General features: G+C 71.7%; 16 protein-coding genes. 13 read left to right on the plus strand and 3 right to left on the minus strand.

Features of this window, described 5'->3' with window-relative positions:
- Positions 1-145: 145 nt before the first annotated feature.
- The 5 genes from folP to ACFXKZ_RS11550 all read left to right on the plus strand — a co-directional run bounded on the left by folP (position 146) and on the right by ACFXKZ_RS11550 (position 3,096).
- Complete coding sequence (gene folP / locus ACFXKZ_RS11530) at positions 146-1,030, plus strand: dihydropteroate synthase (protein WP_379999007.1); 885 nt, start codon at positions 146-148, stop codon at positions 1,028-1,030.
- Positions 1,027-1,491: a nuclear transport factor 2 family protein gene (locus ACFXKZ_RS11535; RefSeq protein ID WP_379999009.1), complete on the plus strand. Its 465-nt coding sequence runs from the start codon at positions 1,027-1,029 to the stop codon at positions 1,489-1,491. Before folP ends, ACFXKZ_RS11535 begins: the two co-directional genes overlap by 4 nt.
- A 194-nt stretch (positions 1,492-1,685) precedes the next feature.
- The gene (gene folB, locus ACFXKZ_RS11540) at positions 1,686-2,048 is read left to right on the plus strand and encodes a dihydroneopterin aldolase (RefSeq protein ID WP_379999989.1); all 363 of its coding nucleotides are present in this window, start codon (positions 1,686-1,688) and stop codon (positions 2,046-2,048) included.
- A complete protein-coding gene (folK, locus tag ACFXKZ_RS11545; protein ID WP_078976562.1) occupies positions 2,045-2,635 on the plus strand; it encodes a 2-amino-4-hydroxy-6-hydroxymethyldihydropteridine diphosphokinase in 591 nt (196 codons plus the stop codon). Before folB ends, folK begins: the two co-directional genes overlap by 4 nt.
- The gene (locus tag ACFXKZ_RS11550) at positions 2,632-3,096 is read left to right on the plus strand and encodes a DUF3180 domain-containing protein (protein ID WP_078976563.1); all 465 of its coding nucleotides are present in this window, start codon (positions 2,632-2,634) and stop codon (positions 3,094-3,096) included. Before folK ends, ACFXKZ_RS11550 begins: the two co-directional genes overlap by 4 nt.
- 48 nt (positions 3,097-3,144) lie before the next feature.
- On the opposite strand, the gene ACFXKZ_RS11555 is transcribed toward ACFXKZ_RS11550, so the two are convergent.
- Positions 3,145-4,293, minus strand: coding sequence for an ABC transporter ATP-binding protein (locus tag ACFXKZ_RS11555; RefSeq protein WP_379999011.1), 1,149 nt, complete (start codon positions 4,291-4,293; stop codon positions 3,145-3,147).
- A 169-nt stretch (positions 4,294-4,462) separates the two neighbouring features.
- Between ACFXKZ_RS11555 and ACFXKZ_RS11560 the strand changes: the two genes are divergently transcribed.
- The 5 genes from ACFXKZ_RS11560 to ACFXKZ_RS11580 all read left to right on the plus strand — a co-directional run bounded on the left by ACFXKZ_RS11560 (position 4,463) and on the right by ACFXKZ_RS11580 (position 9,892).
- A complete protein-coding gene (locus ACFXKZ_RS11560; protein ID WP_379999991.1) occupies positions 4,463-5,203 on the plus strand; it encodes an ABC transporter permease in 741 nt (246 codons plus the stop codon).
- Complete coding sequence (locus ACFXKZ_RS11565) at positions 5,200-5,874, plus strand: ABC transporter permease (RefSeq protein WP_379999013.1); 675 nt, start codon at positions 5,200-5,202, stop codon at positions 5,872-5,874. The genes ACFXKZ_RS11560 and ACFXKZ_RS11565 overlap by 4 nt, the downstream gene beginning before the upstream one ends.
- A gap of 50 nt (positions 5,875-5,924) precedes the next feature.
- A complete protein-coding gene (locus ACFXKZ_RS11570; protein WP_379999015.1) occupies positions 5,925-6,821 on the plus strand; it encodes an ABC transporter substrate-binding protein in 897 nt (298 codons plus the stop codon).
- 177 nt (positions 6,822-6,998) lie between these two features.
- A complete protein-coding gene (locus ACFXKZ_RS11575) occupies positions 6,999-8,597 on the plus strand; it encodes a hypothetical protein (RefSeq protein WP_379999017.1) in 1,599 nt (532 codons plus the stop codon).
- Between the two features lie 56 nt (positions 8,598-8,653).
- Positions 8,654-9,892: an IS701 family transposase gene (locus ACFXKZ_RS11580; protein ID WP_379999019.1), complete on the plus strand. Its 1,239-nt coding sequence runs from the start codon at positions 8,654-8,656 to the stop codon at positions 9,890-9,892.
- A gap of 345 nt (positions 9,893-10,237) precedes the next feature.
- Here the strand turns inward: ACFXKZ_RS11580 and ACFXKZ_RS11585 are convergent, their stop codons facing one another.
- Positions 10,238-11,389, minus strand: coding sequence for an NADH-quinone oxidoreductase subunit D (locus ACFXKZ_RS11585; protein WP_379999021.1), 1,152 nt, complete (start codon positions 11,387-11,389; stop codon positions 10,238-10,240).
- 70 nt (positions 11,390-11,459) lie between these two features.
- Between ACFXKZ_RS11585 and ACFXKZ_RS11590 the strand changes: the two genes are divergently transcribed.
- From ACFXKZ_RS11590 to ACFXKZ_RS11600, 3 genes are read left to right on the plus strand one after another with little or no spacing between them, the layout of a single operon-like run.
- Entirely contained in the window at positions 11,460-11,957 is a 498-nt protein-coding gene (locus ACFXKZ_RS11590) for a PH domain-containing protein (RefSeq protein WP_101897100.1), read from the plus strand.
- Complete coding sequence (locus tag ACFXKZ_RS11595; RefSeq protein ID WP_379999024.1) at positions 11,954-13,357, plus strand: PH domain-containing protein; 1,404 nt, start codon at positions 11,954-11,956, stop codon at positions 13,355-13,357. The genes ACFXKZ_RS11590 and ACFXKZ_RS11595 overlap by 4 nt, the downstream gene beginning before the upstream one ends.
- 36 nt (positions 13,358-13,393) lie before the next feature.
- Complete coding sequence (locus ACFXKZ_RS11600) at positions 13,394-14,647, plus strand: CaiB/BaiF CoA transferase family protein (protein WP_379999026.1); 1,254 nt, start codon at positions 13,394-13,396, stop codon at positions 14,645-14,647.
- 621 nt (positions 14,648-15,268) lie between these two features.
- Here the strand turns inward: ACFXKZ_RS11600 and ACFXKZ_RS11605 are convergent.
- Positions 15,269-16,222 (minus strand): SAM-dependent methyltransferase, encoded by a 954-nt coding sequence (locus ACFXKZ_RS11605; protein WP_379999028.1) that lies wholly within the window; start codon positions 16,220-16,222, stop codon positions 15,269-15,271.
- Positions 16,223-16,247: the final 25 nt, after the last annotated feature.

The raw sequence follows: 16,247 nt of genomic DNA on the forward strand, positions 1-16,247 counted from the left end.
CGCGGGGGGGCGTTTGGTCTTTGAGCGGGGGCGCCCGCCCCCCACCCCCCCCGGGCGGGCCGCGGGGGGGGGCCCGGCCCCCCGCGGGGGGGCGGGGGGGGGGGGGGCCCGGGCCCGCCCCCCCCCCCCCCCTACTCTGTTCCCCATGACAGCGACGACCGGCCCGCGCCATCGGGCTCCCGACCGCCCGCCGAGGGTGCGCGGCCTGCCCGAGTTCGGCCGGTGCGCGGTCATGGGTGTGGTCAATGTGACCCCCGATTCGTTCTCCGACGGCGGTCTCTGGTTCGACGCGAAGGCCGCGATCACGCGCGGGCTCGCGCTGATCGAACAGGGGGCCGACCTGATCGACGTGGGCGGCGAGTCGACCCGCCCGGGGGCCGGTCGGGTGGACGCCGACGAGGAACTGCGGCGGGTCGTGCCGGTGGTGCGTGAGTTGGCCGCGGCCGGCGCGGTGGTCAGCGTGGACACCACCCGGGTCGAGGTGGCGAGCGCGGCGGTGGCGGCCGGCGCCCGGCTGGTCAACGACGTCAGCGGCGGGCTCGCGGATCCGGCGATGGCCGCCTACGTGGCCGAGAGCGAAGTGCCCGTCGTGGTCATGCACTGGCGCGGCCACTCGCGCGGGATGCAGGAGCGGGCGGTCTACTCCGACGTGGTCGCCGAGGTGCGCGCCGAACTCGCCGAGCGTATGGACAAGGTGGTCTCCGCCGGGGTCCATCCCGACGCGATCGTGCTCGACCCCGGCCTGGGCTTCGCCAAGACGGCCGAACACAACTGGCCACTGCTCGCCCACCTGGACGCGCTGCACGACCTCGGTCGTCCGCTGCTGGTGGCCGCGTCCCGCAAGACCTTCCTGGGCCGGCTGCTCGCCGCCGAGGACGGCACACTGCGCCCACCTCGCGGGCGCGACGACGCGACGGCCGCGGTCTCCGCGCTGGCCGCCGCCGCGGGCGCGTGGGCCGTCCGTGTGCACGAGGTGCCCGCTTCGCTCGACGCGGTCAAGGTGGCGGCTGCCTGGCAGGAGGCCCGATGAACCCGATCGACGACCAGACGTCGCCCGAGGCGGACGCGGTACGCGAGGTCAACCTCGCGCTGTGGACGGCCGTCGAGGAGGGCGACATCGACGCCCTCGGCGCGATCTGGGCCGACGGCGCCGACGCGTCGAGCGTGACCTGTGTGCATCCGGGCTGGCCCGCGCTGCACGGACGCGCGGAGATCCTGCGCTCCTATGCGCTGATCATGGCCAATACCGCGTACGTGCAGTTCTTCCTGACCGACGTCGAGGTCAAGCTGGCCGGCGAGGTCGCGGTGTTGTCCTGCACGGCCAACATGCTGACCGGGATGGCCGAGGAGGACGGCGGCGACGAGACGGGTTTCGCCGGGGGCCGTGCGGTGGTCACCAATGTCTTCCGGCGCACCCCCGCGGGCTGGCGCTTGTGGCTGCACCACGCGTCGCCGGTGATGGCGGAGGTCGACGCCGAAGAGGAGATCTGACCGGTCCCGACCGCTTCGAGGTGTCGTTCGGGTGCGTTCGAGGCACCCGGACGACGGAACCTGTCGGGACCGCTGGGTACATTCGTACCGCACAGAGGTGGTCCGGCCGTCGGCGCGACCGCCCCTCGACCGGAAGGGCGACCGACCGTTCGGGGTGCGCAGTGATGGGATACGCGCCGAGGAGGCGACTGATGCTGGACCGCGTCTCGCTGCGGGGGCTGAAGGCCCGCGGCAATCATGGAGTGTTCGCGAAGGAACGCGAAGAGGGCCAGACGTTCGTGGTCGACGTCGTGCTCGGGGTGGACACCCGACCGGCCGCGCGGGCCGACGACCTCACCCTCACGGTCCACTACGGCGAGGTCGCCGAGGACGTGGTCGGCGTGGTCCAGGGCGATGCGGTGGACCTGATCGAGACGCTGGCCCAGCGGATCGCCGACGTGTGCCTGGCCCGGCCGCTGGTGCAGGAGGTGGAAGTGATCGTGCACAAGCCCGACGCCCCGATCACCGTCCCGTTCGACGACGTGACCGTGACCATCGTGCGGGGGCGCGACCGATGACCGACACCTCCGCCGCGCGGACCCCGCGCGAGCCGGCCCCGGAGCGCCCCGCCGAGACCACCGCGCAGCGCGCGCAGCTGTCCTGGAGCCGGGTCGTGCTCGCGCTCGGCAGCAACCTGGGCAACCGGCTCGAAACCCTGCAGGGCGCGATCGACGAGATCGCCGACACTCCCGGGGTGACCCTGCTGCGGGTATCCCCGGTCTACGAGACCGACCCGGTGGGCGGCCCCGAGCAGGGCACCTACTTCAACGCGGTGGTCGAGGTGCGCACGCTGCTCACCCCGGATCTGATCCTGGAGCGCGCCAACTCGATCGAGGAGGCGTTCCAGCGGGTCCGGGTCGAGCGCTGGGGACCGCGCACGCTCGACGTGGACGTGATCTGGTTCGAGCACGTGACGCAGGACGACCCGCGGCTGACCCTGCCGCATCCGCGCGCGCACGAGCGTTCGTTCGTGCTCGCGCCCTGGCACGACATCGACCCCGAGGCGGAGCTGCCGGGTCACGGCCCGATCGCCGACCTGCTCGCGCGGGTGGGCCCGGCCGGCGTGCACCGCCGTGACGATCTGGAGCTGACCGCAGACCGATGAAGCCCACGCGCCCGCTCGTCCTGCTCGCCCTCGCGCTGGGGGCGGGCGGCATCGCGTATGCCGGAATCGACCTGTGGGACTCGCGCGGGACACCGCCCGTGGTCCCGATCCTGGCGCCCATCGTGCTGCTGTGCCTGGCCGCGGTCGCGCTGGCCACCGCATTGTCGCTGCGCTCGCGGCTGAAGGCGCAGCGCGAGCGGCGCCCGAACGCGCGCGCGGTGGACCCGCTGGTCGCCGCGCGCGCGGTGGTCTTCGCCAAGGCGGGCTCGCTCGTCGGCGCCCTGGTGGTGGGTCTGTACGGCGGCTACGCGCTTTACCTCTCACACTTCCTGGAGGTCACCGAGCGCTCCGCACAGGCCCAGCGGTGCGCGTTCGCGGTGGGCGCGGGCGTGCTCCTGGTCGGCGGGTGTCTGTTCCTGGAGCGCATACTGCGCGTGCCCGAGGATCCCGAGGACAAGTGAATCGGGGGCCGGTACCCACCATCCGGTAGGCGGTACGGCCGGCCCCGCTCACCCCTCGATGGTGTCCAGGACGACCTCGGCCGGCGGGATGTCCCGCTCCTCGGCGCCGATCGACCGCCGCAGCGCCTCGTGCAGCCGCGCCGGGGTCAGCACCCCCACGAACCGGTCGCCGTCCACCACCGCGATCCAGCCGGCGTCGTGCTGCAACATCTCGCCGAACGCCTGCTTGAGCGAGGCGTGCACGGGCACCCACGCCTCCATCCGCCGGGCCCGGTCGCGCACCGTGCCGGTGGCCACCCGGTCGTCCACCCAGCCGTGCAGATCGCCCGCGTCGTCGAGCACCACCGCCCAGCGCGAGCCGGCCGCGCGCAGCTTCGCCAGCGCCTCCGGCATCGGGTCGTCCAGGCGCACGATGGGCGGCAGTTCGAGGTCGTCGGGGGTGATCTCGGTCACCGACAGCCGCTTGAGCCCGCGGTCGGCGCCGACGAAATCGGCGACGTAGTCGTTGGCGGGCGCGCCGAGCACGCTGGAGGGTGTGTCGAACTGCTCGATGCGACCGCCCATCGAGAACACCGCCATACGGTCGCCGAGCCGCACCGCCTCCTCGATGTCGTGGGTGACGAACAGGATGGTCTTGCGCAACTCCTGCTGCAGGCGCAGGAACTCGGTCTGCAGGTGCTCGCGCACCACCGGGTCCACCGCGCCGAACGGCTCGTCCATCAGCAGCACCGGCGGGTCGGCCGCGAGCGCGCGGGCCACGCCGACCCGCTGGCGCTGACCGCCGGAGAGCTGGTGCGGGTAGCGGTCGCCGAGTTTCGCCGGGTCCAGGCCGACCAGTTCCAGGAGTTCGACGCCGCGCGCCTTGGCTTTCTTCCGGTCCCAGCCCAGCAGGCTCGGCACGGTGACGGTGTTCTCCAGCACGGTGCGGTGCGGGAACAGGCCGCCGGACTGGATCACGTAGCCCATCCGTCGGCGCAGCTTGACCGGGTCGGCCCGGGTGATGTCCTCGTCGTCCAGGAAGATCCGCCCGGACGTGGGCTCGATCAGCCGGTTGACCATCTTCATCGTGGTGGTCTTGCCGCAGCCGGACGGGCCGACCAGGGTGACCAGCTCGCCCGTGGCGACGTCCAGGGACAGGTCCGCCACCGCGTCGGTGCCGTCGGGGTACCGCTTGGTGACGCGGTCCAGCCGGATCATGGGGGCCCTCCGGGGCATGGCAGGCGGTCGTGGCAGGTGTCCGGAGACCCGAGTGTTTCCCCGACCCCCAGGGGAGGCAACGTACCCGGGTGCCCCTGCCCGCACACCGGGTGTGTCCGCCGTCACGGGCATGCGTGTCCGACCGCCTGGGTACTGTTCGCCCGTGATTGTGGCCTCCGGTGACTGCCTGAAGCGCAACTCGTGGATCTGCGGGAAGTACTTCGACGAGTACTCCGGGGAAATCACCACGGCGTTGCGTGAACACATCTATCTGACCGTCGTCTCGGTGGCGATCGGCGTGCTCATCGCGTTTCCGATGGCCCTCGCGGCCCGGCGGTGGCGCCCGGCGGGCAGCGTGCTGCTCGGCTCCACCACGATCCTGTACACGATCCCCTCGCTGGCGATGTTCGCTATTTTGCAGCCGTTCACCGGCTTGACCGAGACCACCGTGATCATCGGTCTGGTGTTGTACTCGCTGACCATCCTGGTCCGGAACATGCTGGCCGGTCTGCGGGCGGTGCCGCCCGATGTGGTCGAGGCGGCGAAGGGGATGGGCTACGGGCCGGGGCGACTGCTCTTCCAGGTCGAACTGCCGCTCGCGCTGCCCGCGATCATGGCGGGCGTGCGAGTTGCCACGGTGTCCACGGTCGCGCTCACCACGGTCGGCGCGATCGTCGGCTCGGGCGGCCTCGGCAATCTCATCTACTCGGGCATCGACACGCTGTTCAGGGCGCAGGTGCTCACCGCGTCGGTGTTGTGCGTGGCGCTGGCGATCGTGGCGGACCTGCTGTTGCTGGGCGTACAGCGGTTGTTGACGCCGTGGGAGCGGGCGGGCGGCCGCAAGCGGCGGTTGCCGCTCGTGTCCGCGCCGACCGCCGAGGTCGACACACGAGCGGGGGCGGCGGCGTGACCGTACTGGGAGACGCCTGGGACTGGTTGGCCGACGGCGCGAACTGGAGCGGCGAGAGCGGGGTATGGAACCGACTCACCGAACATGTCCTGCTGACCGTGGTGTGCGTGCTGATCTCGGTCGCCATCGCGTTGCCGATCGCACTGTGGCTGGGTCATCTGGGTCGGGGCGGCGCGCTCGCGATCAACATCTCCAACATCGGCCGGGCCATCCCCACGTTCGCGGTGCTCGTGCTGCTCGGGCTCAGTCCGATCGGCATGGGCGACACCGCGACGATCATCGCGCTGGTGCTGTTCGCGATCCCGCCGGTGCTCACCAACGCCTACGTCGGCATGCGCGGAGTGGACCGGGACGTGGTCGAGGCCTCGCGCGGCATGGGCATGACCGGCGGCCAGATGTTGCTGCGCGTCGAGCTCCCGCTCGCGCTTCCGTTGATCATGACGGGAATTCGTACGTGTGCCGTTCAGGTTGTTGCCACGGCAACACTCGCGGCACTGGTCGCGGGGGGCGGTCTCGGGCGCATCGTCACGGCCGGTTTCGACCTGCAGGACAACGGTCAAGTAGTCGCGGGGGCCTTCCTCGTGGCCGCGTTGGCTTTGGTGGTGGAGGGCCTGTTCGCGCTCGTGCAGCGGTTCACGGCCCGGACACCGCGTGGCGGTGTGACCTCGTGAGAACGGAAAGGGCGGTGCATCGCATGCCGAAGCGGCGCGGTGGAACGGGTATGACGGTCGGTGTGGCGGCGGGACTCTCGCTGGTCTTCCTGGTGGGCGCGACGGGGTGTTCGTCCTCGGACGACGACAAGACGACGGTCGGTTCGGCCGGCTTCACCGAGTCCGAGATCCTGGCGCAGATGTACAAACAGCTGCTCGACAAGGGCGGGGTGAAGGCGAGCATCAAGACGGTGAAGAACCGTGAGCTCTACGAACCCGAGCTGGAGAAGGGCAAGATCGCGGTTGTGCCGGAATACGCGGCGACCATGGCGGAATTCCTGAACCGCAAGAAGAACGGCCCCGACGCGGCTCCGGTCGCCTCGCCCGATGTGACGGCCACCGTCGCCGCGTTGAACACGCTCGCGGGTCCGGCCGGGCTCAAGAGCGGCGAACCCTCGCAGGCGGTGGACCAGAACGCGTTCGCGGTGACCAAGGACTTCGCCGCGAAGTACAACCTCAAGACGCTGTCGGACCTCGGCAAGGCCGGCGTCGATGTGAAGATCGCGGCGGGCGAGGAGTGCAAGACGCGGCCGTTTTGCGCACCGGGCCTGGAGAAGACGTACGGCATCAAGGTCTCCGGCGTGGACCCGCTCGGCGTCGGTACCACCGCCGCCAAGCAGGCGGTCAAGAACGGCAGCGACCAACTGGTCCTGACCACCTCCACCGACGCCACCCTGGACCAGTTCGGTCTCGTCGTGCTCACCGACGACAAGAAGCTGCAGAACGCCGACAACGTGCTTCCGGTGGTCAACTCGGGCAAGGCGGACAAGATCCTGCCGCTGGTGAACAAGCTCGCCCCGGTGCTCACCACCGAGGACCTGACCGCGCTGAACAAGCAGGTCGACGAGGACCGCAAGAAGCCGGCCGATGTGGCGAAGGCATACCTGAAGTCGAAGAACCTGATCTGATTTTTCGGTAAAACCTCGTCACCGGCAAATACCCCGACGCCGGCCGGAGTTGCATATGACCGGCCGGTGTTCGGGGCCGTTCCGAGCGGAGTTGCGGGTAGTGAAGGCGGAAAACGACACGCGCGCACGACAGCCCCCGCACCGAGCCGAACACCGTGTGCGCGCTAACGTCTCCATATGCCCCGTGGACGCCATCGCTCGGTCTCGACCGCCACACGCATATCCCTGCTTGCCGCCATATGCGCACCGGCGCTGGTCGCCGTCGTGCTGGCGGTGGTCGCGGGGGGTGCGAACACCCTTCGAATCGCCGTGCTGCTCGGTGTCTCGTCCGCCGTCGGTGCGGTCGCGTGGGTGGTTCGCGGGAGCACCGCGCACCAGCGGCGTCTGGCCGAGGAGAGCATCGCGCGGCGTCGCGAGCGCGAGCGCATGGCCGAGGAACTGCGGCTGGCCGTAGAGCGGGCCGAGGAACACGGGCTGGTTCTGGACGTGGCCGCCGAGCATCTGACCTCGCGTCCGCAGCAGTTGACCCCCGATCTGTTCGCGCGGGCCGCGGCCGTGCTCGATCTGCTGGACCGCCGCGGTGGTGGGGCCCGGCCCACGGCGCCGTCCATCGTGCCGGCCGTGCGGCGACCTCCGGTGTCCTCGCCGGACCTGGTTCGGGCCTATGCCGCCTCGATGTTCGGCCCGGGTGCGCGGTCGGGCGTACGGCCTCCGGTCGCGCCGGCGGCCGCGGTCGCGGCGGCCGCGAACGAGGCGGTGCGCAGCGACGAGCGGCGCGTCGCGCCTGCGGCGGGCGTGCGGGCGATGCCGGAGGCCGATGCGTCCCGGGCGGGCGCCGCGTCCGAGTCCGATGCCGTGCCGGCGTCGACGCCTGGGTCCGGGAAGGCCGGTGTGCCCGAGCCTGCGATTGCGGCCGTGACCAAGGCAACGCCCTTGCCTGCGGCGGCGGTTGATGCCGAGTCCGGACCTGCGGCTGCGCCGACGCCCGTGGCCGCGACCGTGCTTGGATCCGAGACTGTGCCGGCCGTTGCGGCCGCGCGGCCCGTGGCGCCGATCGCGCCGCCCACCGAACTCACCCGGTACACCGAGGCCGTTCGCGTCGCCGAGCAGCCCGCCGGCGCCGGGACCACGCCCGAGGCGGCTGCGCCCGTCGCGGAACCGCGTGCCGCCGAGGCCCCGGCCGACACACTCGCCTCCGCCGAGGCGCCGGCCGACGTCCCGGTCACCGGGGGCTCCGCGGATGTACCCGCCGTGACCGAAGCCGCGGACACACCCGGCGTCGAGAGCCCCGCGAGCGTGCCCGTCGCCGCCGAGACCGCCGAGGTGACCCGGATGGTGCGGGACAAGGTGCTCGAGGTGACCCGTCGGGTGGCCGGCGCCGGTGCGTCCGGACGGTTCGACTTCTTCGCGCCGCGTGCGCCCCTGGCCGAGCCGGAGGCCACCGGCTTCCTCACCGACGAACTGTTCGGCTCCGACGCGCGCTACGACGCGCTCATCGCCGGCCGCCCGCACGTGGAGCCGGTCGAGCCGGCCGACGTCGCGCCCGAGACCGACGACATCGAGGCCGACCGGATCGCCGACCCGGTGCACGCCGAGGCCGAGGCCCCGGCCGCACAGCCCGCGCCGGTACACCGTGGCCAGGGTGTGCGCTTCGCCCCCGCCGAGCCCGGCCGGACCCCCACCGGAGCCACGCAACGCAAGCCGCTCCCGGTGGACCTCACCGCGCACGACGACACCGAGGAAATCCCCCGCATCGACATCCGTAAGCACGCCTAGTAGTGCTTTGTTAGGTGAGGTTCCCATGTGTGCTGTTTTGGGTGCATGGTGGGAGGGTGGATCTCGGGGATGTGGAGCGTCTGCGGGAGGAACTCGCGGCGTTCGTGGGTGAGATGTTCGGGTCGCTGTCGAGGACGGATCAGCGACGTCAGGGCGACTGTTATGCGCGTGGGTTGATGGTGGACGGTCGGCGGAAGTCGATCGTGCCGATGGCCGAGCGGCTGCCGGACGGGAACGCGCAGGCGTTGCAGCAGTTCGTGGCGGACTCGCCGTGGGACCACCAACAGGTGCTGCGGCGGGTCGCGGAGCGGATGTGCGCGGTGATCGATCCGCGGGTGTGGGTGGTGGACGACACGTCGTTCCCCAAGTGCGGGAGGGCGTCGGTCGGGGTCGCCCGGCAGTACTGCGGCGCGCTGGGCAAACGGGCGAACTGCCAGGTGGGGGTGAGCGTCCACGCGGCGACGGACGCGATGTCGTGCCCGTTGCAGTGGCGGCTGTTCCTGCCCGAGGAGTGGGCGGAGGATCCGGTGCGGCGGAGTCGGGCCGGGGTTCCCGAGGATGTCGGGCACGTCGAGAAGTGGCGCCTGGCCCTGGACGCGATCGACGCCCTGATCGGGTGGGGGCTGGTCCCGCCGGTGATCGTGGCGGACGCCGGATACGGGCAGATCGGCGGGTTCCGGCACGAACTCGCCGCGCGGGGGCTCGATTTCGTGGTCGCGGTGCGCGGCGACGAGATCGCCCACACCGGCGACGCGCTGCCGTCGACGCTCGCGTACTCGGGCCTGGGACCGCGTCCGTTGCCCCGGTATCGGGACCGGGCCCGCTCCCTGGTGGAGCACGCGGTTGCCGTGGGGCGGGAGGCGTTCGTCGAGGTCGGGTGGCGGCGGGGCTCGCGCGGCGCGATGCGGTCACGGTTCGCCACGACCGCGGTGCGACCGGCCGGGAAGGTCCCGGCGCGGCTCGCACGGGCCGCCGCGGGGGACGCCGACGTCGCCTGGGACGGGGTGCTGCCCGTGTTCACCATGCTCACCGAGTGGCCGGCCGACGCCCACGCGCCGACCGACCACTGGCTGACGAACCTGCCCCCGGACACACCCGTCGCGGAACTGGTCCGGCTCGCGAAGATGCGGTGGCGCGTCGAGCACGACTACCGCGAACTGAAACACGGTCTCGGGCTGGACCACTACGAGGGCCGGACCTGGCGCGGATGGCACCACCACGTCACCCTGGTCACCGCCGCCCACGCCTTCCTCACGCTCCACCGGACCGACCCAAAAGCCCTCACGCCGGCCTGACGCTCTACCGGGTCCTCGACACCCTCCAGGACCTCCTCGGCTGTTGGACCGGAACCTGCCCCACCTGCCACCGGACCCTGCCCCGCCCACGCCCACCACGAAGACCAAAACCAACACCGACCTGACAAAGCACTACTAGGCCCTGTCCGGCGGATCTTGGTGGATCAGGCCGCGTCGTCCGGTGCCGTGCATCGGCGTGCCGGAGAAGCAGCCGCATAGTGGTTCCATTCGGCTGTTTCTCCGGTGCGGCGAGGTGCGGTGCCGGGCGGCGCGGACCCGCCAAGATCCGCCGGACAGGGCCTCTAGGCGGCTGTAGGCGGACCCGACGGATCCCGGCGGGTCCGCCTACTTGTCGATGTCGCCGACGACGAAGAACAGCGAGCCCAGGATCGCCACCATGTCCGCGATCAGGCAGCCCGGCAGCACCTCGCCGAGCACCTGCACGTTGTTGTACGACGCCGAGCGCAGCTTGAGCCGCCACGGGGTCTTCTCGCCCCGGGACACCAGGTAGTAGCCGTTCAGGCCGAGCGGATTCTCGGTCCACGCGTACGTATGACCCTCGGGCGCCTTGAGTACCTTCGGCAGCCGCAGGTTCACCGGCCCCTGCGGGAGGCCGTCGAGCCGGTCGCAACACGCGTCGGCGAGGTCCAGGCTCACGTGTACCTGCTCCAGCAGGCATTCGAAGCGGGCCAGGCAGTCGCCCTCTTCGCGGGTGACCACGCGCAGTACGTCGGTCAGCTCGCCGTAGGCCAGGTACGGCTCGTCCCGGCGCAGGTCGAAGTCGACCCCCGAGGCGCGCGCGATCGGCCCGCTGACCCCGTACGCCGCCACCACGGCCGGCGTCAGTACGCCCACGCCCCGGGTGCGGGCGCGGAAGATCTCGTTGTCGGAGACCAGGTCGTCGAGCCGGGCCAGCCGGGTGCGCACCGTCGCCACCGCGTGCCGCACCCGCCCGGTCCAGCCCGCCGGCAGGTCCTCCTTGAGGCCGCCGACCCGGTTGAACATGAAGTGCATACGACCGCCGGAGATCTCCTCCATCACCGCCTGGATCTCCTCGCGCTCGCGGAACGCGTGGAAGATCGGGGTGATTGCGCCCAGCTCCAGCGGATACGAGCCGAGGAACATCAGATGGTTGAGCACCCGGTTCAGCTCGGCGAGCAGGGTCCGCGCCCACACCGCGCGCTGCGGCACCTCCATGCCCAGCATGCGCTCCACCGCGAGCACCACGCCCAGCTCGTTCGCGAACGCGCTCAACCAGTCGTGCCGGTTGGCGAGCATCACGATCTGCCGGTAGTCGCGGACCTCGAACAACTTCTCCGCGCCCCGGTGCATGTAGCCGACGATCGGCTCTGCGGAGACGATCCGCTCGCCGTCGAGCACGAGTCGCAACCTCAACACGCCGTGCGTGGAGGGGTGCTGGGGCCCGATGTTGAGCACCATGTCGGTCGTGTCGAGCTGGTCGGCGCCGATACCCACGCCCACGGTCCTGGCGGTCATGGACCCTGAGTCTGCCAGTAGTCGCGGCCTCCTTCGCACCCTTGTGTGCCCACCTGGGAAGGTTGCCCCTATGAAACCGGCCGACGACGCCCTGGCACCCCCCGACCTCGACTGGCGTTCCGTTTCGGAACAGCTGTACCGGATGCGTCGGGCGCTGCTGTTCGGCGTGTGCATCCTGTTCGCGATACTCGGCGGCGGCCTGCTCGGGTGGCTGGTCGTGTGGTGGGCGGGCGCGGTGTTCGTGGTGGGTGTGGCCGGCTTCGGGGCCTGGGCGCTCCCGCTGATCCGGCGCAACCAGCGTTCGTGGCGCTACGCGGAGCGGGCCGACGACCTCCTGATCGAACACGGCGTGCTGCTGCGCAGGCTGGTGGTTGTGCCGTACGGGCGGATGCAGTTCGTGGACGTCGCGGCGGGTCCGCTGGAGCGGCACTTCGGGATCGCCACGGTGACCCTGCACACCGCGTCGGCCTCCTCCGACGCACGGGTACGCGGCCTGCCGCCCGCCGAGGCCGCGCGCTTGCGCGACCGGCTCGCGGCGCTGGGCGAGGCCCGATCGGCGGGGCTGTGACCGGCGACGAACGACCGGTGGAGCCGTCGGTCGAACAGCAGGGCGAGCGGTCGGGCGCGCCGACGGTCGAGCCGCGTCGGCTGCACCCGCTGACCCCGCCCGCGCGCGGCTGGGTGGTCATCGCGGCCTGCCTCGGCGTGGTGGTGCACAACGTCAACTCCGGCTGGGCGACCCCGAGTCGGCTGATCATCGGGCTCGGCGTGCTGGTGCCGCTCGCGTTCGCCTACGGCTATCTGTCGTGGTGGTTCACCACGTTCCGGATCGAGGGCGACGACCTGCGGATCGATTCCGGGATGGTGTTCCGCCGGACCCGGCACGTGCGCCTGTCCCGGCTCCAGGCGGTCGACGTGGTGCGTCCGCTGGTGGCCCGGTTGTTCGGGCTGGCGGAGTTGCAGTTGCAGGTGGCGGGAGGGGACAAGGCCGAGGCGAGTCTGTCCTATCTGGGCGAGGCCGACGCGCAGCGGTTGCGGGCCGAACTGCTCGCGCGCGCCGCCGGGGTGCGGCCGGACGTGGGGGAGGCGCCCGAGCAGCCGTTGGTGGCGGTGCCGCTGTCGGCGGTGGTCGGCTCGGTACTGCTGTCGGTGGGCACGTGGGCCGCGTTGGCGCCGAGCGTGGCGATCCTGGTGTTGGCCTTCGTACTGCACGAACTCGCTTTCGTGTTCGGCACGTTGCCGTTGTTCCTGGCCGCGTGGCAGTTCACCGCGGGCCGGGTGATCCGCAACTTCGACTTCACCGTGGCGCGCTCGCCGGACGGGTTGCGGCTGCGGCACGGGCTGCTGGAACAGCGGCATCAGACCGTGCCGCCCGGTCGGGTCCAGGCGGTGCGGATCGTGCAGCCGTGGTTGTGGCGGTTGCCCGGCTGGGTCCGGGTCGAAATCAACGTGGCCGGCTACGGCGGCAAGGACACGGACGCCAAGGAGACGATCCTGCTGCCGGTGGCGCCGCGCGCGGTCGCCCACGGGCTGCTCGGCCAGATCCTGCCGGGTGTGGACATCGACGCGATCGAGCTGATCCCGGCTCCGCGCCGGGCCCGTTGGCACGACCCGGTGGGCTGGTCGGCCTACGCGTACGGAGCGGACGGCGAGGTGTTCGTCGCGCGCAGCGGGCGCTTCCACCGGATCCTCGACGTGATTCCGCACGCGAAGGTGCAGAGCGTACGACGCACCCAGGGACCGTGGGAGCGCCGGTTGGGCCTGGCCACGGTGCACCTCGACTCGACCCCGGGCCCGGTACACGTGCGGGCGGCCCGACGGGACGCGGTGGAGGCGGACACGATTGTCGCGGAACAGGCCGAACGCTCGCGTACCGGGCGTCGTGGAGCGGGCACGGAACGCTGGATCCAGGGTGCATCTGACAGCTCGTCAGGTTCCGCCTCTTCCCTCGGCGAGGGCGCCGGTTAATATCTGACGCATCGTCATATTCGCAGGGAGGCAGCGATGAGTCAGGTCGAGTCGAAGGGTGGGGCCCCGCTCGCGGGGGTTCGCATCATCGAATGTTCGATGCTGGGACCGGCCGCGATCACCTCGTCGCTGGTGGACCTCGGCGCCGAGGTGATCAAGATCGAGCCGCCGCAGGGGGACTACATCCGCGACATGACGTGGCCGATCGTGGAGGGCACCTCGCTGATGCACCTCCACGTCAACCGCGGCAAGAAGTCGCTGGTGCTGGACCTGCGCAAGCCGGAGGCGATCGAGACCTTCAAGGCCCTGGTCAAGGACGCCGACGCGGTGATCGAGGCGATGCGGCCGGGCGGGCTGGCGCGCCGCGGGATCGGCTTCGAGGACCTGCGGAAGATCAACCCGAGGATCGTCTTCTGCACGATCTCCGGCTACGGCGCCACCGGTCCGTACCGGGACATGCCCAGCCACGGTGTGGCCTACGACACCTGGGCCGGGGTGGTCAAGCCCGCGATCGACGAGGACGGCTTCCCGTATCTGCCCGAGCACGCCTCGATCGGCATCCACGCCGGTCCGATGTTCGGCGCGCTCGGCGTGCTCGCGGGCATCATCCGGGCCCGGGCCACCGGTGAGGGCGGCATGATCGACATCGCGCAGTCGGACGCCGCCGCGTCGATGGACTGGCTGCGCAGCGAGACCTGGAAGGCGTACGAGCGGCCCGAGTCCGAGGTGACGGGGAACAAGTCGGACGGCTACGCCCGGCGGGCGCCCGGCACCGGTGGCATGGAGAAGGGCGTCCGGTACCAGATCTACGCGACGAAGGACGACCGGCACGTGCTGTTCATGGCGTCCGAGCAGTCGTTGTGGAAGAACTTCTGCGAGGCGGTGGACCGGGCCGACCTGTTCGAGCGCTGGCCCGGCTCGAAGTACGCGGACCACGCGGTCGGCAACGTCGAACTGCGGGGCATCCTGCGGGACATCTTCGCCACGCGAACCGCGCGCGAGTGGATCGAGTTCGGCAACGAGGCGAACACGCCGATCGCGCCGGTGAACACGCCGCAGACGATCGCCGAGGACCCGCAGTTCCGGCACAGGTTCCCGTGGATCGGTCAGGATCGGCTCGGCTGCGAGCAACTGCCGTCGCCGATCAAGTTCGTCGGCGAGACGCTTCCCGTGCCGGAGCGGGCGCCGACGGTGGGCGAGCACAGCGCGGCCGTCCTCGCGGACCTGCTCGGGTACGACGAGGCCAAGATCGCCGAACTCCGTGCAGCGGGCGCACTCGGCGCGAGCTGACCCCACGGTGCGGGGCCGCGCCCACGCGGCGCGCGCGTTGGGCGCGGGCCGGCCGGTGTGGGCTTGTGCGGCCGGGCCCGGCTCATGTGTCGGTTGGGCTGGGATGGCCTCAAACGCCGGCCGGGCTGGGGTGGGCTTGTGTGGCCGGGCCCGGCCCATGCGTTGGTTGGGCTGGGATGGCCTCAAACGCCGGCCGGGCTGGATTGTGTCGGTTGGGTTGGGGTGCCGCCGGTGTCGGTCGGGGTGAGTGGGGGGCGCTTCATGTGCGGGCCTTGAACGTTGGCCGGGTCGGGCTTGTGGCTGGGTTCGGCTCATGCGTTGGTTGGGCTGGGGTGGCCTCAAACGCCGGCCGGGCTGGATTGTGTCGGTTGGGTTGGGGTGGCGCCCGTGCCGGCCGTGGCGCCCGTGCCGGCCGGGCTGGATTGTGTTGGTTGGGGTGCCGTTGGTGCCGGTCGGGGGGGCGCTTGTGTTGGGTGGTGAGGTTGGGCTCGTGGGCCGACCCGGTTTCACGTGCCGTTGCGTTCGGCTTGGCTATACGCGCTGCCCGTTCCGCCCCGGCCTTGCGTGCCGTCCTGGCGCGGACTCTGCCCGTTGCCGCTGTTTGCCCGGTTCGGCGCGGAGTCACCGGGTGGGGGCTGATTGGGTCAGCCAGTGGAAGTCGCCCAGGCCGCCTCTGGCGGTGAGTTCGCCTGCCTCGCCTGCGTCGCGGAGGGCCGACAGGTATGCGGTCGGGTCGGTGCGGGCGAGTGCGTAGGGTGGGCGTTGCCCGGTTACGCCCAGTGCGCGCAGCGCGTGTCGCTGGGTGGTCAGGACCGTGCCGCCCGCCCCCGCGGCCTCGCCCGCCGCCGCCACCGCGTCCATCGCCACATGGCACGTCACGTCGCACGTGCCGTCCGGCACCGGCGGCACCTGGCGGCCCTGCCGGTACCCCGCCAGCGACCCGTACGGCGGTCGCCCCCCGCCCACGTGCCCGTAGTCGATCGCGACCGCGACCCCCCGCTCCAGCCGCCCGACCGCCCGCGCCCACGCCGCGTCCCGGGGCGCGCCGATCTCCGCCCGCCGCCCCGGCCGCGCGTCCCCCAGCGGCCACCACCGCTCCAGCCAGCGCGCGTCCTCGCCGCCGACCGGTGCGCCGAGCCGCTCGTGACCGGTGCGCACGTCCACCTCGACCACCCGCACCACCCCGCGCGCGTCCACCTCGACCACGTCGACGGGGATGTTGTCCAACCACTCGTTGGCGACCAGCAGCACATTCCGGCCGGCCGGGATCTCCGGCCCCCACCCGATCGACGGCGGCAACACCTCGGGGCGGTCGGCGACGTCGACGCCGACCGACTCCAGATGCGGCGCGATCCGGCACAGCGCGATCAACAACTCGCCGCGCCCCGCGCCCACGTCCACCACGGTGTCCAGGCCCGAGGCCGCCGCGAGGTCCGCCAGCGCCCGGGCGAACAGCGGGGAGGCGTGTACCGAGGTGCGGAAATGCCCGGCCGGCCCCTCGGCCCGGCGGTAGAAGCCCTCTGCTCCGTACAGCGCCCGACGGGTGGCTTCCTGCCAGGTCAGCCATCGTTCCATCGCACCCGACGGTACCGGCCCGCCG

This window comes from Embleya sp. NPDC059237, from assembly GCF_042754105.1.
Lineage (GTDB): Bacteria > Actinomycetota > Actinomycetes > Streptomycetales > Streptomycetaceae > Embleya.